Source organism: Paenibacillus sp. JT22N12 (assembly GCF_056269365.1).
The window spans coordinates 1,086,923-1,110,517 of the sequence record NZ_JBWDNU010000001.1; the positions used below are offsets into that span (position 1 = coordinate 1,086,923).

Annotated in this window: 17 protein-coding genes and 1 pseudogene; 1 reads left to right on the forward strand and 17 read right to left on the reverse strand. The window is 49.7% G+C overall.

Annotated elements, in window-relative coordinates; genetic code table 11:
• Positions 1-158 precede the first annotated feature (158 nt).
• The 14 genes from AC0YOA_RS04495 to AC0YOA_RS04560 all read right to left on the reverse strand — a co-directional run bounded on the left by AC0YOA_RS04495 (position 159) and on the right by AC0YOA_RS04560 (position 18,662).
• Positions 159-815 (reverse strand): GntR family transcriptional regulator, encoded by a 657-nt coding sequence (locus AC0YOA_RS04495; RefSeq protein WP_475785589.1) that lies wholly within the window; start codon positions 813-815, stop codon positions 159-161.
• Positions 816-1,573: 758 nt separating this feature from the next.
• The gene (locus AC0YOA_RS04500) at positions 1,574-3,355 is read right to left on the reverse strand and encodes an extracellular solute-binding protein (RefSeq protein WP_475785590.1); all 1,782 of its coding nucleotides are present in this window, start codon (positions 3,353-3,355) and stop codon (positions 1,574-1,576) included.
• Between the two features lie 58 nt (positions 3,356-3,413).
• The gene (locus AC0YOA_RS04505) at positions 3,414-4,313 is read right to left on the reverse strand and encodes a carbohydrate ABC transporter permease (protein WP_475785591.1); all 900 of its coding nucleotides are present in this window, start codon (positions 4,311-4,313) and stop codon (positions 3,414-3,416) included.
• A gap of 12 nt (positions 4,314-4,325) precedes the next feature.
• On the reverse strand, positions 4,326-5,300 hold the full coding sequence (locus AC0YOA_RS04510; protein WP_475785592.1) for an ABC transporter permease: 975 nt from the start codon (positions 5,298-5,300) through the stop codon (positions 4,326-4,328).
• Positions 5,301-5,325: 25 nt separating this feature from the next.
• Complete coding sequence (locus tag AC0YOA_RS04515) at positions 5,326-5,721, reverse strand: Rieske (2Fe-2S) protein (RefSeq protein ID WP_475785593.1); 396 nt, start codon at positions 5,719-5,721, stop codon at positions 5,326-5,328.
• Positions 5,722-5,739: 18 nt separating this feature from the next.
• On the reverse strand, positions 5,740-6,795 hold the full coding sequence (locus AC0YOA_RS04520; protein WP_475785594.1) for an amidohydrolase family protein: 1,056 nt from the start codon (positions 6,793-6,795) through the stop codon (positions 5,740-5,742).
• A 499-nt stretch (positions 6,796-7,294) separates the two neighbouring features.
• Positions 7,295-9,535, reverse strand: a complete 2,241-nt coding sequence (locus AC0YOA_RS04525; protein ID WP_475785595.1) for a helix-turn-helix domain-containing protein — start codon at positions 9,533-9,535, stop codon at positions 7,295-7,297.
• Between the two features lie 418 nt (positions 9,536-9,953).
• Positions 9,954-10,745: an endonuclease/exonuclease/phosphatase family protein gene (locus AC0YOA_RS04530; protein WP_475785596.1), complete on the reverse strand. Its 792-nt coding sequence runs from the start codon at positions 10,743-10,745 to the stop codon at positions 9,954-9,956.
• A gap of 133 nt (positions 10,746-10,878) precedes the next feature.
• Positions 10,879-11,616: a tyrosine-protein phosphatase gene (locus AC0YOA_RS04535; protein WP_475785597.1), complete on the reverse strand. Its 738-nt coding sequence runs from the start codon at positions 11,614-11,616 to the stop codon at positions 10,879-10,881.
• A gap of 37 nt (positions 11,617-11,653) precedes the next feature.
• Positions 11,654-12,532, reverse strand: coding sequence for an MBL fold metallo-hydrolase (locus tag AC0YOA_RS04540; protein WP_475785598.1), 879 nt, complete (start codon positions 12,530-12,532; stop codon positions 11,654-11,656).
• Between the two features lie 77 nt (positions 12,533-12,609).
• Positions 12,610-14,160: an extracellular solute-binding protein gene (locus AC0YOA_RS04545; RefSeq protein ID WP_475785599.1), complete on the reverse strand. Its 1,551-nt coding sequence runs from the start codon at positions 14,158-14,160 to the stop codon at positions 12,610-12,612.
• A 49-nt stretch (positions 14,161-14,209) separates the two neighbouring features.
• Positions 14,210-15,085 (reverse strand): carbohydrate ABC transporter permease, encoded by an 876-nt coding sequence (locus AC0YOA_RS04550; RefSeq protein WP_475785600.1) that lies wholly within the window; start codon positions 15,083-15,085, stop codon positions 14,210-14,212.
• Position 15,086: 1 nt separating this feature from the next.
• Positions 15,087-15,917, reverse strand: coding sequence for an ABC transporter permease (locus tag AC0YOA_RS04555; RefSeq protein WP_210039489.1), 831 nt, complete (start codon positions 15,915-15,917; stop codon positions 15,087-15,089).
• 417 nt (positions 15,918-16,334) lie between these two features.
• Positions 16,335-18,662 carry a helix-turn-helix domain-containing protein gene (locus AC0YOA_RS04560; protein ID WP_475785601.1) on the reverse strand — a complete coding sequence of 776 codons (2,328 nt, stop codon included), beginning with the start codon at positions 18,660-18,662 and terminating at the stop codon, positions 16,335-16,337.
• Positions 18,663-18,884: 222 nt separating this feature from the next.
• Between AC0YOA_RS04560 and AC0YOA_RS04565 the strand changes: the two are divergent.
• Positions 18,885-19,064, forward strand: a pseudogene (locus tag AC0YOA_RS04565) (arginase family protein); the annotation flags it as partial.
• Positions 19,065-19,178: 114 nt separating this feature from the next.
• Here AC0YOA_RS04565 and AC0YOA_RS04570 read toward each other — a convergent pair.
• The 3 genes from AC0YOA_RS04570 to AC0YOA_RS04580 all read right to left on the reverse strand — a co-directional run bounded on the left by AC0YOA_RS04570 (position 19,179) and on the right by AC0YOA_RS04580 (position 23,498).
• Complete coding sequence (locus AC0YOA_RS04570) at positions 19,179-20,051, reverse strand: sugar phosphate isomerase/epimerase family protein (protein WP_475785602.1); 873 nt, start codon at positions 20,049-20,051, stop codon at positions 19,179-19,181.
• Between the two features lie 67 nt (positions 20,052-20,118).
• Complete coding sequence (locus AC0YOA_RS04575; protein ID WP_475785804.1) at positions 20,119-21,162, reverse strand: glycoside hydrolase family 18 protein; 1,044 nt, start codon at positions 21,160-21,162, stop codon at positions 20,119-20,121.
• A gap of 122 nt (positions 21,163-21,284) precedes the next feature.
• Entirely contained in the window at positions 21,285-23,498 is a 2,214-nt protein-coding gene (locus tag AC0YOA_RS04580) for a helix-turn-helix domain-containing protein (RefSeq protein ID WP_475785603.1), read from the reverse strand.
• Positions 23,499-23,595 lie beyond the last annotated feature (97 nt).

The following is a 23,595-nucleotide window of genomic DNA, read 5'->3' on the forward strand; positions in this document are numbered from 1 at the left end:
GCCCGCATCTTGCAACTTGGTTCCACCATTCAAAGAAAGAACCCATTCAATATAATCGAATGCAAGTGTAGCGGGCTTGTGCTGCTGTCTGAGCATTGCAGAAACGAGTCTATCGATCGGCTCTATGCAACTCTATAACACGGTAATTTACAAATATGCTATTCCTTTCTTTGCAATAAACGATTTTTCGCATCCCAAATGTGCTTAGTAACGGCTTCCTCGGCACGATAGATATCACGGAATCGAATCGCCTCCACAATTTTGACGTGCTCAGCTGCAGCTTCACGCTGGTCCACTTCACCTCTTACATGATAAAAACGAGCGATATGCAGATGACAATGCATGCCTTTGTACGCATCGGTTAGAAATGAATTTTCTGTCGCCTGTACCATGGTCAAGTGAAACAGATGATCTAATTGATTAAATTCAAGCACCTCCCTGTAAGATGACCCCATCTTAATGGCAGAGATTTGTTCGATTAATCTGGTCATTCCATCTAAAATATGTAAACGGTTATAGCGGATTATATTTCGGACTGCGTGCGTCTCGATTAAAATTCGAGCCTCCAACATATCGGTCATGCTTTGATCATCCAAAATACCGCTGACTCTGTATCCCTTATAGGGTTCAAGTATAACTAACTTCTCGGAATGAAAGCGGGAGAGTACTTCTCTTAGCGGGATGGGGCTAATATTTAACTCCTTCGATAAATGATCAATATTAATCTTTTGTCCAGGAGATAATTTCCACTCAAAAATCTGCTCTTTTAACAAGTTGTAAATATACTCGGTTGTAACCCCTTTTTCCATATCCATTCACTTCCACCTTTCCTTGACTAAGAAAAAAAATCATGCGCACTAATCAGCGTGATAATATATTAAAGATAATCAATCATATATTATCTGTCAATAAAAATTTTGATTAATGCTATTAAATAGAAAGGATTTTCTTTATAAAAAGACTGGTAAAACCCATGTTGCCCAGTAGAGCTCAGCTGCAGAAAACAGGCAGGCATCTTCAGAAGCTTACGGATATTCGAATAATGGTCTTATCCTGTGCATGATGAAGCACACATGATCATTTTCCTGAAAATTTCTTGTTAAATCAGGTATTTGAGGGACTCCGCACGTCTCCCTTAATCCATAATAACATATGTGAAATCCTATTGATTTTTCATAAATACAAGACGTTCTCTTCATTTTATCCAATCAATTATGCGTTCATAAAATAGGGGATTTAAGTATACTCATATGCAGTAATTTTATGCAAAACTAAAGTATGAAAAAAGATTTTTCAACAATAATCATATATTATTATACGGGAAATACCCAATATAATATATGATTATCAAGATAATTTGGTCTTACGGGGATGCATTTCTCGAAGAGAAAATGAATTGTATCCGACCCAAATAGGCAGCCTGATCCAATATGGATCAGGCTGCCTGACTATCTATAATGTATGATCCAAACCACGATCTCCTATCCTTTCCAATTCCCTATCCGCCAAGTTTGGCTGCTCAATTGTTGTTTGCTTGCCCTTTATGCGCTCATTCACTCTCTTTCGTGACAAATTATTTGACGCTCTGTAACCAATCGTTTGCTTCTTTGGTTAGTTGATCTCCTCCATCCTTATACCAACGATTCACGGCATCGTTGAATGTGCCGTCAATATCGATATCGCCGGCTATAGCCTTCACCACATATTCCTTAATCCGGGTATCGGTAATCTCTGAATATTTGGCCGCAGATGGCAGCACAATTCCTAACTTATTTTCATAGGAAGGAAAAGTATTGATAACATCCATGGTTAGCTTATAGCGCTGGTCTGCGCGCGGTCCGCCAATAACGCTGAAAAATTCCGGATTCGTATTCTGTACAGGATTCAAGATCCAATCTCCTAATTTCTTGTAACCGGGATCATACAAAGCATGCTTGACCCAATCCGGATTCAGCAGCCTTCGTCCCTTCTCGTCGCTTTTCCACTCCAATCCGTCAATCCCGTAACTAAGGTATAGATAGGCTTCTTCATCGCTTGTAATATAATCGACGATTCTTAGCAATTTGGCCAGCTTCTCAGGATCCTTCTCCATTTGTTTTCCAAACACCATTGGACTGCCCTGAAAACCGGAACGATAAAAACCTTTGGCTCCGTTTGGCCCTGTTAATGACGGCAAGTTAATATAAATCGGCTGGGGCACTTGATCATTAAAGTCGGTGAACAGCTTAGTCGCATACATAGTGTCCGGATTGTTCTTATTATCCTCAAAGAACTTTTGCCACTCCGGACTATTTTTGACCCATCTGTAGTTAATATGGCCGTCATTATCCCATTGGCTGTCCTCAAAGCCAAGGTTATCCATATATCCGATCTTGCCTTCAGAGAACTTGGTCGCCAGGTCTTCAACTTCTGTGCTTCTTGCGTTATCGGTAATAAATTCCGGCGAAATCAGTTCCATCTCATACCAGCTATGAAGCTTCTTCAAGGCTTCTTTGGTTTCATTAGTTGTGAAACCAAACTGCAGCTTGCCGTCACGCTCAACCCAGAGGAACGGATTGGTTCCGTAGGCGCCGAAGATGGATTGAAACCAGATTTCGCCGTCTTCAGTGCTTGCATTCGACAGCGCATAGGTGTCCTTCTTGCCGTTCTTATCGGGATCATCGTTTCTGAATCGTTTGAAGGCTTCTTCAAGCTCATCCAACGTTTGCGGGACCTTATTGATTCCTACGTTCGTTAACCAGTCTGCCCGAATGTTTGCAGTGAGCGGTACTCCGCCTTTGGCTGCGTAGAAGGGCAGGGCCATGTTTTTACCATCGATCTGGACGCTTTGAAATAAATCAGCCTTCTCGATTTGAGGATAATAGTTCGGCATATTTTTCTCAATCATATCCATGGGAACTTCCGCCAGGAGACCTTGGTTGGCGTACTCGCTTACATTCAACAATGGGATATAGGATAAGAAGTCGGGAATCGTGCCGGTGGCAAACATCGTATTTAACTGCTCATTCCGATTCGTACTGTCAAGCGGGACAAATTTGAGCTTGACGTTAAACTTCTTTTCAAAATATTGCTGGCCAAACGATCCCTCCTTCTCCGGAGATGTCGGAAATTGAACGGTATACTCGTACGTAGGCGTGTTCTTAAAGTATTCAGGCGTCTCCACCTTGGCAAGCGCATCTGCGATCATTTTATTGTCGGCCGATAAGGAAAAGGGGTCCGTGCTATCCGTGGCTGTATCTGCTTTTGGGGTGTTGTTCTCCTCCTGATTTTGCTGATTGCCCGTACAGCCCGCAAGCATTGCGGCAAGCAGGCACACAATCAAGGCTGCCGTCATTGGTCTCTTTTTCCATGTCATCCTTTAACCTCCCAATATTCTTTACGATTCAAATTGCTCCTATAAATCGTCGTGTGAGTCAGCCCTTAACCGCTCCCATAACCACTCCTTTGACAAAGTATTTTTGGATAAACGGATAGACACACACTATGGGAATCATCGTGATCAGGATCCCTGCCGCCTTGATGCTCTCTGCGGTGGGAACACTATCCATATTGGCGAATCCGATTGTGCTGGCCATCAGCATCTGGCTTTGTTCAATAACGAGCTTTCTAATCAGAACCTGAATCACTTGTTTATCCAGTGACTGAACATAGATCAATGAATCAAACCATGAATTCCAATGCGCAACGGCCACCCATAGGCTGATTGTCGCGATCGCCGGCCCCGACAGGGGGACAATAATATAAAAGAAGGTTTTCCAATCACTTGCCCCGTCCATCTTGGCCGATTCATCCAGACTCTCGGGAATCGTCATAAAAAAGTTCCGCAGAATCAGAATGAAGAAGGAGTTGAATAAAAATGGAGGAGCCAGAATATAAACCAGCGGGTTATCCAATAACCCCAAACTTTTAATCAAGATAAAGGTAGGGATCAAGCCGCCTGTAAAAAACATCGTAAAAATGAAATAAAAGGTGAACGTTTTTTTTAATGGTATTTTTTTTGAAAGCGCATATGCTGTCAACGCCATTAAAAATACGCCTGCAACCGTGCCGATTACGGTTCGGCAAATCGTATAGAAATAACCGGTATAAATAAAGGTTGTCTTGAAAAAGGCCGTGTACGCCTCCGGAGTAAATCCCTGCGGCCACAATAATACAGTGGCGCTGGTCCCGCCTGCGGCCAACCCTTCTCGGGTACTTAACGACAAGCAAATCAAGTAAACGACCGGATAAATGATTGAAACGCATAATAAGATAAGCGCTGTGTAGTTGAAATAATCAAACACGGTGAAGCGCTTTCTTCTTTCGACGGGCATTTCCGTCACCTCCTACCATAATCCGGTTTGGCCGAATCTGTTCGCGACCCGATTCACCAGGAGAACCAGCGCTAAGCCGATCGCATTCTTGAATAAACCCACAGCCGTGGAAAAGCTGTAATTCATTTGTGTAAGGCCCACGCGGTATACGTAAGTGTCAATAATGTCGCCGACCTCATATACTCTCGGATTATACAGATTGAAAATCTGGTCAAAGCCGGCATTCATCAGGTTGCCAATATTGAATATCATCATAATAATAATGACATTCGTAATCGAAGGCAGCGTAATACGCCAGATTTTCGTGAACCTGCCCGCTCCGTCTATGGTTGCCGATTCATAAATTTGCGGATCCACGCCAGTAATAGCTGCCAGATAAATAATGGAGCCCCATCCGACGCTTTGCCAAATATCCGAGACGATCAGTACGGGTATGAACCAATTAGGATCGGCCAAAAAGTAGATCGCCTTGCCGCCCAGCGCCTTAATGATATTGTTCACAAGTCCGCTGACGGGAGATAACAGCTCAATCATGATGCTTCCGATAATCACCCATGATAGAAAGTGAGGCAGATAACTGATCGTTTGGACGATTCTCTTAAACTTGTCATGAAATATCTCATTTAATACAAGAGCCAGAATGATGCCGGACGTGTAAACGAATAGGAGCTTCAAACCGCTGATAATCAGCGTATTTCTCAATACTCTTATAAATTCGTAAGTGTGGAACATCTGATTGAAATTCTCAAAACCGATCCATGGGCTTCCCAATATACCATCCATAATTTGAAAGTCCTTGAATGCGATCGTCAGGCCATACATAGGAATGTAGTAAAAAATGAAATACCAGACAAACGCCGGCAATAAAAACAAGAGCAGAAGCTTCGATTTCCGGCATTCTTTAATGAATACAGCAAGCCTTGAATTTGCGGCATTCTTATGTCTTAATTTCCCGTTTTCGCGAGTGATCGCCCAAGGTTTTGACACCTGAATTCCTCCTTAAGCTTGACGGCTACGCATATAGAACGACCAAACCTTCTTCTATGGCTACCGGGTAGGTTTCGAGACTCTCCTCTAATGGCTCGACCGCCACATCATAACTCTTTACCAGACACTTGTGGGGGTTGAAGAGCGATTTGCCCGTTGTTACATCAAATTCCCATCCATGCCAGGGGCAAGCGAGTATTTCTCCCTCCCGCCCATAACGGTAGGTGCCAGGTAAAGATGGCAAAGTCGTCCCGGTAAGTCTGCCCTTGCATAAAGGCGCTCCTTGATGGGGGCAGCTGTTGCGCAGGGCATAATAGCTGCCGTTTGCGTTGAACACGCCAACAGACCTCCCCCCAACCTGGACGATCTTCCGCTGACCGGGCTCCATTTCAGTTGTTTTACATACCACCAAACGTTCCATAAACAAGTGCTCCTTTACTCATAAGTTATAGAATGCCTTCGCGTTCTCGAAGAAGATACGCCGCTGCAGTTCATCCGGCAGCTTCGGAAAAGCACGTCTGGGCGAATCAAAGTCCCAGTGAGGATAGTCACTGGCAAACATCAGGATATGCTCGGCATCCATAGCTTCGAGCATCGTCAGCAAATACTTATCATTATCAGGACGTTCGAGCGGTTGGCTTGTCAATCGGACATGATCCCGTAAAAATTCGCTTGGACGTTTTTCGAGCCATGGCACCTCGTAACGCAGTCCTTTATATTCCGCATCCAGTCTCCACATCAATGGAGGCAGCCAGGAAACTCCGCCTTCCACGAGTACAATCTTGAAGTTGGGAAATTTAACAAACACTCCCTCGGTCAAGAAGCTGACCAAATGCGCCTGGAACGCAAGAGACAAACAGGTATGGAATTCAATATACCGGCTGGGATGACCCGGAGTCGGCTGATGATTGATGCCCATTCCGTCGGTACCGGGATGGATAGCCAGCGGGAACCCGTATTTCTCGCATGCTTCGTAAATCGGATAATATTGTCGTTGACCGAACGGAGCGCGGGCGCCGGAATCAGTCATGACCTGCACGAAATGCGGATGTCCCGCCCAACGCTCAATCTCTTTGGCAGCTCCGATGGGGTCCTGAGTGGCAATATATAAGGAGCCTTTAAATTTGCCGTCATGATTGTATTTGTCCAGCCACGTGTCGGCAAGCCAATCGTTGTAGGCTGCTGCTACCGCCGAAGCCATGTCGGGATCCGGGAGGTTGTTCAGCATAGCGCGGGGCAGCAAAATAGCAAAATCGACATCGTATTCGTCTATAAGCTGCTCCCGCAAAAAATCGGGGTCGGAGCCCGCTCCTCCGCCTCCAGGCGGCGCCGCATCCTTCCGGTTTCCCTGAATGTTGCCGTACGCGCGACTCAGAGGACGATACCAGTCCTGCCATGGCTGCGGCAAATACTTATTCAATTCCTCTCTTGATTTGGGATACACATGTACATCACAGTCAATAATACCTTTCTTCACTGCAGTCTCTTTTGTCACTTGAATTTCCTCCTTAAATGACTTCATCTGCTACATCGTTAACGTCTCTGAGCTCAGTGTCCCTTTCTGTATTTGTGAATTTTGTGTGAACGCATCTACAATGTAAACATACGAACATTCAAATGCAATAAACATGTTTCCGGCCATGCACCCTTATGCAGCCCGGCAGCACCATGTGCTGATCCACATTTATGCTGAATGCACAGTATTTTATAACGACGCTCACTGCTTGCCCCGCCGGCAGCATCGTTCCTCATGAATAATCCTCAAAAGTGTCCAGCCACACGATACACAATTCATGTGTAATACACCATTACAGCAGTCCATATGCCGTTGGTGCATGATAAGCTGCAGCAGCGAATCCTCCGGAGGCAAACCGCTCGTCAACGAAAAAAAGCCCAATACGTCCTTAATTTCCAGACGAAATTGAGCTTTGACCGGTATAATGTGAAGGCAGCGTCCATCATCGTATGTCAATAGACAAAGGATACGGCTCGCCTTATTTGCGGAAATCACCAGGAGTCACTCCAACCACTTTCTTAAATACCCGAATAAAGGAAAACGGATGCACATAACCAACCTTTACAGCGATATCCTGGACGGGCTCCATCGTACTTTGCAGAAGCTCCTTAGCCCGAGTCAAACGAATTCGAACCAGGTAGTCAACGAATTTTTCCCCATACTCTTTCTTAAACAATTCGCTTAAAGCGCGGGCATTGATATTAAATTCATCGCTCAAGTACGCAAGGGAAAGATCGGGATTCGCATAACACTCTTCAATATATTTTTTAACTTCGTGAATCAGTTGGTAGTTGGCCCTGCTTTCCCTCAGAGAACGCAGCTCCATCTCGAACGCTTTCATGATTTGATGGGTACGGGTTTGAAGCTCATCGAGCATCTCAACTTTCTGCAGCATTAAGGTCAAATCAGACAACGCGGTTTTTGTCCAAATGCTCTGAACCTCCAATGAAACCGCATTCATTTCTTTGTCCAAATAAAAGATGAAGTAATTCATTAAGCTTGTTATATCCTTATTCGAAAGTAAGGCCATCTTCATTTCTTCAAAAAAACGCAAGAATAAAGCGTCCCATTCCTCACCCATACGATAAGCCTTGACGATCTGATGGACAAGCTGTAAATGAGTGAATATGTCCTGTTTGGGTTTGAGAATAATATCCGAACTGTTAATAACCCGTTGATTCCCCAATATCGCTTTGTAATTGAGATTATCCGATGCCTTTTCAAGCAGCCCGGGCAAATCAGCAAGATTGTTAGTGTAGCCTGACATGCCAATCGTAACCGTAAAATCCAAATTATCATTGACCCAGGCAATCGCTGTGCCGCACATTTGCGGGATGGAGCTGCTCAATTGCTCTTCAAATTGTTCATGCTTATTGTTCAAGAAATATAAAATGCCCAACCTTGAAAGGGTAATCCACTCGCACCATATAGAGATGAAATGATTCTGAGCCATTTCATTAACCATGCTCTGAATGACAAATTTAAGCAAATATTGGTCCCGATCCGAATACTGGACTGAAAATTCTGGATATTTATCAATCTCTAATATGCCGAAGGATACCTCATCAAAGTTTTCCTCCTGCCCAAGCCGTCTCATGTTCGTTTTCCATTCTTCAAGTGTAAAAGCGCGATGCCCGCTCATCAGCTCCATAAAGAGATGCCGGCGTATGTGAATAAGATCTTCGGCGTATTGGTTTTGAAAAATATTGGATTGTTCCAGAAGATTATCGATGGCCATAGAGATAAATCTCATCTCGTCCGGTTTGCCTTTTCCAAAAATATCATAGTTTTTATTGAGGAAGAACTCATTGATCCGATTCATAATCGATTCGATAGGCTTGTAGTTTTTTCGGGTCACATAAACAATCCAGAGTACGCCGACCAGCAGCGTTAAAAAGCAGGTAGCGACCCAAAAATAAGCAAAGCCCGAAAAGAAACTAAAGCTTTCCGCGTTTTTAATTCCACTGCTTATTATCCAATTGGTAAAATCGGATTTTACTTTTACGATTTCTTTGCCTTTGGCGGTATCTTCCTTGCCTTGTTCAACCGCCGTGCTGAAAATCAGATTTCCTGCTCTATCGTACAGATTGACAAAATTGATATTGTGGCTGGACATATTCATAACCAGGCTTCGAATCGTACTCACGCTTATATTCACGACAACGATCCCCTGATCTCCGGTCAGAAAGGGAACTTTTCTTACCAGTGACACGACATCGCTGGATTTTCTTGCTTTCTGGTCGTAGTACATTCGTTTCTCCGACCAGGAAGCGGTCAGATTCTGATTTAACTGCAATAAGATGAAATCCTTGTCAGCGAACTGATTTAAATCCGAATACATATTTTCACTCAATACCATATGGTCGGCTTGACGAAAAACATAAACGGAGTCAATATCCGGAAAATCCAATGAAAGACTTCTTAATTTTTGAACAATTTCATAATTTTCATATGTTCCATATTTGTGATCTTTGAAATATTGGATGAAGGTCGTGTCAACCAATATTTCTTTAGTCACCATTCTTTCAATCGGCTGCAAAAAATTCTCCAAAACCTGGCTAACCTGTTCGCTGAATACATAAGTGGATTTAACTGTCGTTTTTTTAATATTTTCACTAATTGCCAGAAAGCTGATCAAGAACAATACGCAAGACAGCAAGAAAAACGCAGGAAGGTACGAAAATAGCATTTTGTAAAACCAAGATCTGGTCTTTTTCATGTTCATCTCCTCCCCATAACTAAATTTATCACTGCAACTACGGTTTCCAATATGTCCCACTCTCATGGTATTCTTCAGCCTGCCTACCGTCAAGTTCATTTTACCGCCGAAAATAAAGTTCAGCGGCGGCCTAAAAACGTTCGTTTCCCTTATTAATCGTACCGGGGGATGCGGCGGCTAACTCAAGCTGACTACGGGGGCCATACCCTGGAAAAGCTCAGCTCCCCCGCATTTGACCATGATCGCCATTTACTGAGCAGGCAGCATTCTATTATGCACGACTACAAGATTTGAGAAAAAAAAAGCCCCTTGGTATGATTTATGGTCCCAGGCGCTGACTAGCTGCCGGTCCAAAAACAAACCAAGGAGACTGCAAGATGCATTCTGCTTAAAAAAATTAATTAACAATAAATACCATTCATGTAATCTGCAGACGCGCCGTTACCGGATAATGATCCGAAGGAAACATGCCGTCGATCCGGCGGCGGTCAATCACGGCGGAGAGCACCTTCACCTCGGGAGTAACGAAAATATAATCGATCACGCCTCCCTCCAGATTACCGGAGAATTGATGGTTGGCCGAAGTGCCGATCGGGCCGTCTATGGCCGCATATACGTCCTTCATCTCTACCATGCCGTCCGCCGCAGGGACTTCTCCGCGCATGATCTGCACGACGAGCTCATCCGGCGTAGAATTGAAATCGCCCATCAGCATCGCTGGAAGCTGCTTCCTGGCGCGGATTTCGCGAATTCGGCTCCAGATCAGCTCGATCCCTTTCACTCTTGCCGTCCGGCCTTTGTGATCCAGGTGCGTATTGAACACGAGGAATTCGGTGCCATCCGCTTTATGACGGACATGTGCCCAGGTACAGATGCGAGGCAGTGAGCTGTCCCAGCCTTTGCTGGATTCCACTTCCGGATTCTCCGACAGCCAGAAGGTATGGTGCTCGATGAGCTCGAGCTCGTCCTTCTTATAGAAGATCGCGCAATGCTCGTCCTCATTGCCCCCGCGGCGTCCCGTTCCGACCCAGCCGTATTCATCAAGCCGCAGCTCCTCGAGCATATGAGCGCGGGCTTCCTGCGTCCCGAGGATGGCCGGAGCGTGATCTCGAATCATTCGGGCTGCCTTGTCACAGCGGTAGACCCAGGCATGGTCGCCGTCGCTCGCCGTACTCGTCCGCAGGTTGAATGTCATCACTGTCATTTCCATCTGATATCACTTCTCCTTTTTTATATAAGCCCTGCGAAAGATCAATTACATGCGGTCGACAGGGGCTTCCACTCGATGTTCCAACTCCCCTGCCGACTTTTCCGCAACTTCTTCACCGGCCTTCTGCAAGTCTTCAGCCTTCAACCAGCCGCTGCTTCAGCGCCTGAATCTGTTCGGGCTTAAGACCGATCGACAGCAAGTAGCCCTCGGCATCCCCGTAGGCCGACTTTATATGGTTCAGCAGCACGATCATATTGTCTGGCGGAGAACCGAGATGAATTTCGTACTGTTCCGGGCTCACTGTCATTGGACGGCCTTTGCGCAGTTCCTCCATCAAGGGAGCGAGACATACAGCCGTGAGGGCATAGTCCTCCGCAATGATCTCGTGCGGCACGCCTGCCAGATCAAGCAGCAGAGCCGCGACTATGCCGGTGCGGTCCTTGCCCGCCTTGCAGTGAAACAAAGTCGCCCCGCTCCCGGTGGAGCTGGCCAGGAGCGAGAATACGCGAAGCATCGGTTCCCCGGAGCCTTCAATAATATCGATATAGAGCTCTCCCAGGCCGCGCAGATAGTCGCCCTGATCGGCATGAATCAGACTGATATTATGATAGGCCGCATCTCCCGAATCAGCGAATACGTCCCGCTGCTCGGCCAGCTCGCTGCTATACCTCAGGTCAATGACCGTAGAGACTCCTCTGTTCACGAGGTTTTCCCGGCTTTTCTCGCTAAGCCCGTGCAGGCCGTCCGCTCTGTACAGCAAGCCCCAGCGGGTCATCCTGCCTTCCTTCGTCTTGTATCCGCCGAGATCCCTCACATTATAGGCGCCTTCTAATTGAAGAATGCGCTGTTGACCTGCCAATTGCATATCCATGAATGATAACCGCCTTTATTGAGATTCATATTGCACATCAAGCGCCCTCTTCGTCGATGGACAGCCCGTCATACGCAACGACGACACGGTGACCGGTGCGGTCGAATTCCTCCTGCATCTCGTCGTGCAGCAATTGATGGGCCGTATTAATATGCGTCGCCCATACAGGCGTCCGCTCGTTCACTAGTCCGATCTCCTTCATGCGCTCAAGCATCAGCACATAATTGGGAATGTCCAGATGGGAGCCCGCATATTTCGGATATCCTTCGCGATTGCCGAACGTGCACTCCATAATGAGCAAATCCACCGACTTTCCCTCAAGAAATCGCCACGTCTCCTCGGTGTACCAGCCGGTATCCGATGCATACAGCAGCTTCCTGCCGTCCGGCAGAGCAATGAGATAATTGATGGCCATTTCGTTCCGGCCCATGGCGTAATGATTGCCGGGCACGGTCGTTACCCTCAGCCTGCCGGCCTCATAGCTTTCGAAATAACGAAGCGGGTGAACGATAAAGCGGCCGCCCCAGTCCGACCTGCCGGGAGCCGCGTCCAGACCGTACACGTCGAGCAATTTCCGGCTCCACTCGGCCGCGGGCTCGCTCAAGTAGATATGCAGCGGCTTATGGTTATGCTCGATCCGGTTCAGCTTGGACATGATCTCCCCAACGTCAAAATGATCCTTATGGGTATGCGTGACGAGCAGATGCTCCAAATCGAACACATCAAGTCCGAGCTTGGTCATCTGATAGAAAATATCCGGGCTAAAATCGATCTGATGCTGCGCATCGATGCGAAACGAGGAACGGCTGCGGATATTGGGGCCGCCCACCTCCCTGATTCTGCTGCACAACTGGCAGCGGCAGAAGTATGACGGCGCGCCTTCGGCCGCGCCCGTCCCCAGAAATGTCATGTTCATTCGCTTGGTCCCCCATGAAGCGGCGTCCGCCGCAAGCCGCCTGCACCATCAAGCGGCAGGCAGCGCGGCAGGCGCCTTTATTTGGCGAAGCGTTCGTTATAAGCCGCATTCATTTCCGTAATAATCTGCTGGTACCTGGCATCCGCCTTCAATTCATTCACATGCTTGTCCCATGCCTCGATCGGCTGCTTGCCCATGATGACCTGGATTTTCAAGTCCTGAATCTTCTTCATAAACTCCGGTCCCACTTGATTAAACGTTTCGCTCTGCAAGCCGACGGCAGGGCTGCCAATGCTGTACTGCTCGCGGTCATCGATCAGTTTCTGCATATCCGCATACTGCTTGCAGGTGACGAACGATCCCGCCGCAGGCACACGGCCGTACTTGTCGTATCCGTTGAAAATTTGTCCGATGTCGCCAAAGTTGTCGGTCTTCTTCTGCGGCAAATCCTCGTATCCGCATTCGGCTTCCTTGATGTGAACGCCAAGCAGCCCCTTCTTCAGCATCAGCCCGTCCGGTGAAGAGCCGTAGTCCAGCATGGCCAGTATCTTCTTCAGCTTCTCCTCGGAAACGGTCTTCTTCGGAATAACCAGTCCGCCGGTCATCCCCGTGCCCCGAATCGACATTTTCGCTTCGTTCGGGCTGATCATATACAGCGGCGACATCAATTGCGCATCAGGCGCTATCTTGACCAGATCGACCCCGATGTTGTTGATATTGTTGAGCGTGTTGTTGAAGCTGCCCGCCTTGTTGGATTTCAATTGATCCTCGTGCTGCGACGTCTTCATAATGGCAAAATCCTTCGGAATCAATCCCTCGGCGAACGCCTTGTTCAGGTACACCAGCATATCGCGGGTGCCCGGCAGCAGATCGGTATCGACGAGCTTGTCGCCGTCCAGCTTCCATTTGCCGTTGGCGTTGTTGAACAGGTTCTGGAAGATGACAAAGTTGCCCATTGAATCCGAGTCCACGCTTCCCGTAAACCCGTACGTATCCTTCTGTCCGTCGCCGTCCGGGTCCTTCTCCGTGAAAGCCTTCATCACGTTATAAAAATCGTCCAGCGTCTGCGGCACCGGCAGCCCGAGCTTGTCCAGCCAATCCTGACGGATGATCGGGAAGCTGTCGCCGTCCAGCGCGCGCACCCGCGGGATCATGTAGTTCTTGCCCTTGACCTTCGTATTGTTCCATACGTCGGGCGGGTAAGCCGCCAGATTCGGGTAGTCCTTGATGTAAGGCGTAAGATCCCAGAAGGCGCCCTGCTCCATCATGGTAAGCACGTTCGGGGTGAAGGGGTCCGTCAGCACCATCAGATCCGGAATGTCTCCGGATGCCAGCGTGACGTTGGCCTTCTCCTCGTAATTGTTGCTGGAAATGAGGGTTACGTCCATCTTCATGTTCGTACGCTTCTCGTATTCCTTCTTGATCACGTTATCGTCGGTAAACGGCTCAGGCTGATAGTACGGCGACATGACAGATATTTCGGTGATCTCTTGCGGAGCATCCGAAGCAGCAGCACCTGAAGCGGTGGTGCTGGAAGCTGCATCATTCGCAGCTTCCTTGCCGCAGCCCGCCGCCGCAAGCACAAGCGCCAGAAGCGGAAGCAGCCATTTCTTTCCCATCAATTTCATGAATATCCTCCTTAGTATTGAATCTCATTTATAATAAAAGGCTTGCGGGCTATTCCTTTACCGAGCCCAGCATGACGCCTTTGGTAAAATGCTTCTGCAGGAACGGATAGACGAACAGGATCGGCACGGTCGCCACAATAACGGCAGCCATCTTCAGCATTTCTGGGGGCATCCGCTTCTGCAGGCTCATCTCGGACGCGTCGCCTCCCATGGCCGTAGACGAGTCGATCAGCATGTTCTGGAGGAGCACCTGCAGCGGGTATTTGCCGGCGTCGTTGATATACAGCACCGCGTTAAAAAACGTGTTCCAGTAGCCCACCGCATAAAACAGGCCGACTGCGGCGATCGACGGAAGCGAGAGCGGCAGTATAATTCTCGCCCATACGCCGATGTCCGAGCTGCCGTCGATTTTCGCCGCCTCTTCGAGACTGGCCGGCACGCTGTCGAAGAACCCTTTCATCAGGAAAATATACCAACCGCTGGTGAGCGAAGGAATGATGAGCGACCACAGGCTGTTCACCAATCCAAGATCGCGGACCAGCAAATATTGCGGAATGATGCCCGGATTGAGCAGCGTGGTCAGCAGTACGAGCAGCAGCAGCGCCTTTCTGCCCGGCATCCGCTTGCGGGACAGCGCATAGGCAAACGATGAGGTCACCACCAGGCTGCACGCCGTCCCCGCAGTCGCGAGAAACGCGCTGACTCCAGCCGCTCTGACAAAAGCGCCGGTCGAAAGCAGATACCGGTAGGAATCGAGCGTCCACCTCTCCGGAAACAGGATAAGGCCGCCGCGGTAATATTGCTCCGGAGTGACGAAGGAAATGACGAACACGTAATAGATCGGGAATATCGTAACCGCCGCAAGGACGGCAAGCACGATCAGATTGCCCGCGTTGAACGCCCTGCTTCCCCATAACTCTCTCATCTTAGTACACCCCCTCTTCCCCGAAACGCTTGGACAAGCTGTTGGCGACGATCACCAAGATGAATCCGATCACGGATTTGAACATGCCGACGGCCGATGTGAAGCTGAACTGGCTCTGCTGGATGCCCAGCCGGTATACATACGTATCGAATACATCCGCCACGTCGGCGACGGCTCCGTTCGCCATCAGGTACACCTGCTCGAAGCCGACGTCCATGATATGGCCTATCCGCAGGATGAACAGGATGACGATGACATTGCGGATAGCCGGCAGCGTAATATGCCACGCCTGCCGCAGCCGGCCTGCGCCGTCGATCTTCGCCGCCTCGTACAGTCCCGGATCGATCCCCGCGATCGCCGCAAGGAAGATAATCGTGCCCCATCCCGCTTCCTTCCATATCGATTGCGCCGTAAGCACGACCCAGAACAGCTTGGGATTGGTCAGAAAGTCGACCGGCTGCATGCCTGAAGCCATGATCAGCCTGTTGATCACGCCCTCCGAACCGAGCAGCAGGAAGCACAGCCCGGCAATAATCACCCATGACAGAAAATGCGGAAGGTACACAATTGACTGCACGATACGTTTGAACACGTTGTTCCGCACTTCATTCAACAGCAGCGACAGGACGATTGGCAGCGGGAAGAAGAAGATCAGACTGAGCAGGTTGATTCCCATCGTGTTCCGAAACAGAACGATAAAATCCGAGTCCGCGAAAAACCGCCGGAAATGCTCCAGTCCCACCCACTCGCTGTGCAGAATTCCCAAATAAGGCGAGTAATCCATAAAGGCGATAATCAAGCCCCACAGCGGCACGTATTTAAACAGAATCATAAATGCCAGCCCCGGAAGAGCGAGTACAATCAGCTGCCGTTCGCGAACGATCCGGCTGAGGACAATTTTCCGGCTCGTCCGACTTTGCTGAGCCTGCCCGGCTGCGTTAGATATTGAATTTGAATCGTTGATCGCACCTCTCCTCCTTTCATCGGGTTTATTGTAAGCAGAGGCGCTGTTTCCGGCAATGAGACATATTTTCCCCGCCGTTCACGCCCGGGAAGCCCTCTGTTATGCGGGTTTTGACCCCCTCTTCGCCTTTACAATTCCAACAGAATATTTGTCCCATTGCCGGAAAAACAGGTATGGAGCGGCAAGCCGCTTCCGACAGCTCCCGGCGCGGCGGGAGAACGGTCAATAAAACAAAAAACCGCAGGCTGCCCACAAGCCAGCCCGCAGTTTTTAGTTGTGATCCGTTTATTGTCCCAACGCGCCGCGGTACTGGCCAGGCGTCTTTCCTTCGTACTTTTTGAAGATGCGCGTAAAATATGACGGCTGGTAGCCTACCTGCTCGGCGATGTCGTGGATCTTGCTGTCGGTCTCCCGCAGCAGCTCCTTCGCCTTGTCCAGGCGAACCTTGGTCAAATAATCGATAAAATTCATGCCCGTAATCTGCTTGAAGCCGAGGCTCAGCTTTTTCATATAGGTGCCCTGCAAATCGGCGCATGACTCAAGCGTAATGTCCGTCATATAATCGCGGTGAATGACCGTGACCACCTTCTCCACCAGCTGCTTCAGCTTGATGCCCTGCGTCTCCTCGACCCACTGCATATACGGCTCGATCAGCCTGGAGCGGCACCATGTCAGAACCTCCCCCAAATTGCGCAGCCCGGCGAGCTCCTCGTACAGATTGACGCCGCCGTAAATCTCGTGAAGATTGCAGCCGGATTGGATCAGCGTATGGTGAATGCTGCCCAGCAGTTGATGCATCCCCTGCAGTACGTAGAATTCCTTGGTGGAATTATGATGAAGCTCCGCAATGAACGCTTCGATCAGGCGCATCGTTTCCTCAATTCCGCCCATCCGCAAGGCCTGCAAAATCTCCTTCTCGGCCGTGACCGGATAAGTAAAACCGTCATAATCGATATCCGACCAGCCATCCAAATCGAGAATCTGATTGACCGCCTCCAGGTCGCGGTATCTGTGCGCCTTCCTCGCCTGCGCGTACAAATCCGGAATCGACTTCAGCTGGTCGGTCAGCTTCCCCGCGCCAATCGTCACATTCACCTTCAGCATCGTGTGCAGATAGTGGATGATGTCTTCGGAAAGCTGCATAAGCTTCGTCTTCGTCCGTTCCTTGTCCCCGTCGCACGCGAAGGATAAAAACACGCCCAGCAGCATGCCCTGGAAGCTGACGACACTCACCTCCACGTCCCGGCTGCGCACCAGCTCCTCCACAATGTTGGCCGCGGCGAAGGCCACCGACTGCTTGTCCCCCTCGGAAAATCCGCTCTCCCGGCCGGCCAGGTCGAACAGCTCGATGGTGGAGAACGAAAAGCTCCTGCCATCGACATCCCAACCGTACGATTCCATCCGCTCCCGGATTTCCTGCTCGGACATGGAATAATAATGCCCATCCACGAACTGAATCAAGAATGCATTGCGGAGCGCCGGCAGGCTGTTCTCGAACCGCGTCTGGAACTCCCGGCTCTCGTACGTCAGATGCCGCCACTGCTTCTCGATAAATGCAAGCTCGTCCCGGCTGTCGTGCGGTCCCGCTCCGATCCGCCTGCCGCGAAACAGTCCGACGATCCTGCTGATCGGCCGGTACAGCTGATTCGTCGCGACCCAGGATAACAGGAATGCGATGACCAGTCCGAAGAAGCTGGCAGCAAGCATCAGCCGGGACGTAATGATGATTGGCCGGCTCAGCAGACTAAGCGGCGTCGCCGTCACGAATGTCAAGCCGACCTTGGACATCTCATACTGCCCTACTGCATATTTTTGACCGTCCCAGTCGAACTTGAACGCTTCGCCTATTTTCCCCTTCGCAATCTCCTCCCGCAATGCGGCGGCAAGGGGACTGATCTCCGTCTCCTTCGACGCGCCGTTTGCGACCCAATTCATGCTGTCGTTCAAGATAAATGCCGCTCCCGAATTCTCGGGATTTAATACGCGCAGAAGGCTGTTCATTTCCTCGGGGTCAAGGTCGATAATGAACGCGCCGTACGGATTCGCGCTGATCACCGGCAGCTTGTGAATGAGCGTCATCGAAGACAGCGGAGCCCCGCGGTCCGAAGTAACGCCGAATTTCCAGAAGAACCCGTCGCCGGACCGCAGCAGCGCGGCATACTTCTCCTGCTCCTGCCGATCCGTAATGGCCATCGCGCCTTGATAGGGCGAGATCAGCGCGTTGTTCCGTTTGACGTACAGCTGAACCCGCTTGATCATCCGGTCGGCGGAGTTGAGGCGCGTAAGCAGCTCGAACATATTTTGCGCCAGACGAAAATTATCGTTATACGAATCCTCGTTCAGCTGATTCTGAAACAAATCCTGCTGCGCATACTGGTTCGCAATGATTTCCACTTGAGAGAATTGCTCATTGAGCTGCTCCGCCGTCTGGATCAGCCTCAGCTGGTGCGTATAATCGACTTCCCGCTCGATTTGTCTCGCGCTGATCAGGTACGTGCTGACGGCAATCAACGCCATCGGCAGGCTGGAGATGAACAGGACGATCGCAAGATTTTTGCGAAAAAGCCGTCCGCGTTCTGTCCGCTTCCCCCCTGCCCGGATAATTCGACTCAAAAACCAAGAGTTGATAGCGCCCTCCTCCTTTAACGATAATTGGCGCCTCAGTGCTTAGTCATAATTTGCTGTCGGTCTGACCGCAATTCAAGGCAGGCTAAATAAACGGACGAGCTTGACGCTTCCCGGACGTATAATACCAATCAATTGTTATCGTAGTGTCACCTGTTTAAGAAGGAATTGCAAATCCCCTTTCATACCTGTCAATAAAGTGCGTACTACCCTGAAACGCCTTACGATCTTTCTCCTCCGGGAACAATGCAAATGCCTCAACTAATGAATCTGATTAAAGAACGGTCTGAAGAAACAGATGTAGTTGGATTAGGTATAACGGAGCATATGCCGTGGGATTCAATTAACCTGAAGAAACTGCTTGGAGAAATTTCTATTTTAAATAAGTAAAGGGCGAGGAGATTGGCGATAAAAGCGGCTGTCTTTGGGGCAGCAAGCCCGGAACCGATTCAGATTCCGGGCTTGCTGGCTGCCTGAGCATGGGGAATTTCTTTTCAAACTCCCCTATGCCTCCTCCCAAAAACGCCGCAGGTTGTCCATGGCGATCTTGGACGCTGCCTTGCATTCCTCCATGCCTTCGAACTCTATTGTAATGCTGCCGTCATATCCGGAATCCTTGACGAGCTTGACAATTTTCCGGATCGGGATGTCGCCGTGCCCGACGATTGCTCCGCGCAGGAAATTGCCATGGGCCGTTCTGAACCATTCCCCGTCGCCCGGATGCTCGTCGTAGGGGCGGAAATAGAAATCTTTGAAATGAACCAGAGACGCATACGGCAGATTCTTCATCACTCCGATAACCGGGTTCTCATCCACGCACATGAAATTGCCGATATCGAGCGTCGTCTTGAAGTTGGGGCGATCCACCGCATGCAGAACCCGTTGGACACGGTCGCTCGCCTGTACACTGAAGCCGTGATTTTCGATCGTGGTCGTAATGCCGAACTGTGCGGCATAATCGGCAATGATCCGGCTCCCCTTGACGATCAGGGGCAGGCTGTCCTCGAACCAGGCTATCGTCATTTTCTCCTGCGGCAGCGTAAATGCCGTTACGTCATGGCGCATATGGGTCATGCCCATCCGGTGCACCACATCTACATGCCGTTTGACCCGGGCCATTTCCGCTTCGAAAGCGTCCTCTGTCTCTTGAACAAAATTCGCGGGCAGAGAGTAGTTGGACAGTTCAATGCCTGCAGACTTTGCCCGCTCGCGAATGGCGTCAGCCAGTTCAGGATTATCCTCCACCGTGTACCCGTAGGGAACCATTTCCATATGCTCGCCGCCATTCCCGGCAATCCAGTCGATGACGTCCAGAACGGTCATTTCGCCGGATTTCAAATCATTTAACAAACTATACGTGCTAAGGCCTACTTTCATTTTCTCAGCTCCCAGATTATATTTTCGTATGAACTACTCACGGCCAGGCGGCAACGGCGCGGGTTGATCATGATTCGTTGCCACGCGTGAATTCCTTGCTTATAGCGTTCAGGAGTGTCAACGTCGTGTCGCATCCGTATTCCCAGAACATGATGCCGGCTAGCCCCTCATTGTTGACATAGCTGCATTTGTGATGAATGGATTCCTCATCCTCATACGTGATAAACGAACTCCCGTCAAACAGGTACGGCGCTTTCGCCTCATCATCCCAATAGCGCGTGTACCCGTTCTTATTCCTATAGTCCGCTGCCAGATTCGTATAATCGGGACCATATCCTCCCGGCCCGCCAGTCATCTGATGCAGACCGCAGTTATGGTTCGGAACGTCCTTCCACATCCGGGAATAGAACGCGGCTCCAATCACCAATTTCCCACGGGGGACGCCCGCCTTCCCGAACATGCGGACGGAGGCATCCGCGCTGATCCGGAATAAATCCCCTGTCGATGCATACAGATTCGTATGATGACCCGTCAAGGTCTGGAAACCGCCGCGCATATCATAGGTCATGAGCTGCACGTAATCCAGATATTGCTGGACTTGATCCATCTGCGTGCCGTCGAGGTAATACTGATCCGCCCCCGCAGCAATCGTCAGCAAGTAATGCCGGCCATCCTCAGCCGCTTTGCGGTCGAGCGCCGCTCTGATTTCCTTCAATAGCAGCGTAAAGTTTACTTTGTCATTCGGGGACGCCGCGATCCCGGCCACGGCATAACACGGATACTCCCAGTCGAGGTCGATTCCGTCAAAAGAACCTCGCTCCAGCACCTCAATTGCCGACCGGGCCATCCGCTCCCTGCCTTCCTGCGTGGAGGCCGCTTCGGAGAAGCCGCCTGCGCTCCAGCCTCCGACAGATAATAGAATCTGCAGCTTTGGATGATCGCCCTTCAACCGGTCCAGACTGTCAAGTTGCTTCAGATGGCCAATGCGAATTTCATCCTGCTCCACATGCCCGAACGCGACATTCAGATGGGTCAGCTTCCCGGCTGCATCTGCCGTGATGTCAGGAAGCGCCCGGTCGCCCGCATATCCCACAATAAACTTCTGACTCATCATCCGTTCCTCCCTTTCTCAAATGGTTCCCTATGACGCCGCTTTCCTACTAATCCCTTGCCTGAGCGGGAATCGAAGCGTTTTTGTAATCCTCTTGCAGACTCTCCCCATGGGTTTGACTTTTATATGGCCTTTCTGTAATCGCTCGGAGCGATGCCGACCACATTCTTAAACGCCCGATTGAAGGAGTTGTAATTCGTGTAGCCTACTTCCTCGCTGATCTCCTGAATCGGCTTATCCGTCTCCATCATCAACTGCTTGGCCTTCTCGATGCGGTGGGTGATCAGCAGGTCCACGAACTTCTCTCCGATCTCGTCCTTGAACAGCTTGCTCAAATATTTCGGATTGATATCAAACAGATTGCTCAAGTAGTTCAGTGAAAGCTCGGGATTATGATAGTTTTCCTCGACATACTTGCGGATTCGCAAAATATGCGTCCGATGTTTCTTGGCATAGCGCAGCGTCTGCATCTGCTGGGCCAGCTCCCGGAACGTTTCCCAGCAAAGCAGCCGGAGGTCATCCGCGGTTTCCCAATCGTCCAGCTGGTTAAGCAGGCGGCCGAGCAGCGCGGTCCATAACTCCAGATATTCGCGGGGCAGCTCCGCGAACTCGCGTTTATATTGCTGGAACAACAATTGAACCGTATTGATCATTTCCTGACGGGACAACACGGATGCCGTGATTTGTTCAAACAACCGGTCAAAATGCTTCTCCCAGATTTCGTCGGATACCCGCATAGCCTGTACCAGGAGAGAGATCGTCTTCAAGAGCTCGTAGACATCATTTTTGGAATCCGGCACATCCGCGAACCGGATGATTTGGCCCACCCCCAGAACCGCTTTATAATCAAGGGCGCGAACCGCTCCCTTCAAGGAGGACCTGAGACCGCGCAGGTCGGTCGCAGCCTGACCCATTCCGATCGTGACGGTAAAATTGAGATACTGCTCTACCTTATCAAGATACCCGGAAAGCACCTTATGTTCAACCTCTTCCGGCTGCATCGTTTCAGGAAGCCACAGGATCGCATACAGCCGGCGGTCTGAAATCCATTCCGCCCATACCTCATTCCCCTCCTGCCGCGTGTTTTCCTGCAGAATGCTGATCAGTACGAACTTGAGCAGAGATTGGTCCTGCTCATGGTACTCTGCTGCAAATTGCGGGTAGCGGTCAATCTCCACCACCGCCACCGTCCACCTGTCCGCAAGCTCCGGGAGGTTGAACTTCCTCATTTCCGACTGCAAATCGCTGTCGGCGAATTCCCGCGCGCCTTCCAGCAGCTCCTGGAAGAAATATTTTTTTTGCAAAAGCAGATTCTCTTCATATTCCTCCTGATATTGCCTCGTTTGATCAATCATACGCTCCAGCGTGTTTTGGATAAAACGAAACTCATTTTCCTTCACAGGACCCAGCTGTGTCTGGGAGGAGACGGTCTGGATCAGCGTCACAATCTGCTCTATCGGCTTGTAGTTTCTGCGGGTCACATAGATTACCCATATCACTCCGATGAACACGACTGCCACCGCAAAAGCAAACCAAATATCATAAAACCTCAGCGCAAATTTAATGATCTTGCCATTATTAAGACCCGTTTCTACTTTCCAGCCGCTGTAGCCTGATGTGAATTCGGAGAACACTTCGCCTGAAGCAAGGCTTGCGTTATCACGGCCCGTCCTATTAATCTCCCATAAACTATCGCCGGACCGGTTGAATACATTGACGAATGTAAATTCCGGATCGTACATCTGCATAATGGATTTGCGCAGCGTCTGCAAGTCGACATTAACCACCATAAGACCCTGTCCGCTCCCCACACTGCGGACCAGCGTAATGACATGCTTGGCCGGCTGCGCTGCCTCATCGAAGGCTTTGAACTCTCTGGACCCCGCCCACTTCTGGCTGTTCGCGGCACGGCTCTCCCCGATGAACGCCGCATCCGGAAACTCCCCGATCGGGACCCCCTTGCCGTTGCTGAATACCGTGTCGTCCTTATAGCGCACCAAATAAATCGAATCAATTAATGGAAAATCTATTTTTAAATCATCAATCACCTGAACAGCCTGAATGCCGGCGTAAACGTCATGGCTGCCGGATACCGCAAAATAGTTCTTCAGGCTGGGATTCGTCAAGATTTCGCGCAGCACTTTAAAATCAATGGAGCGCAATGAATTATCCAAATATTGCATGACCTGCGATGCCAGGAACTCATTCGCCTTCAGCGCTTCTTTCCGGTTCTGCTCATTGAATACCTGGAAAAAGATAATAAACAAAATCGTTGTCACAATAAAAAAGACAGGCAGATAAGATAGCAGCAAACGTCTAAACCAATTGTTGTTCATCTCCGAAGTGCCCCCCCACCACTGTTTGTTCGTAAGACGACAACCCTCTGACCAGGCCGCTAATTTTGATCCATTTTATTATATAGGATGAAGTGGG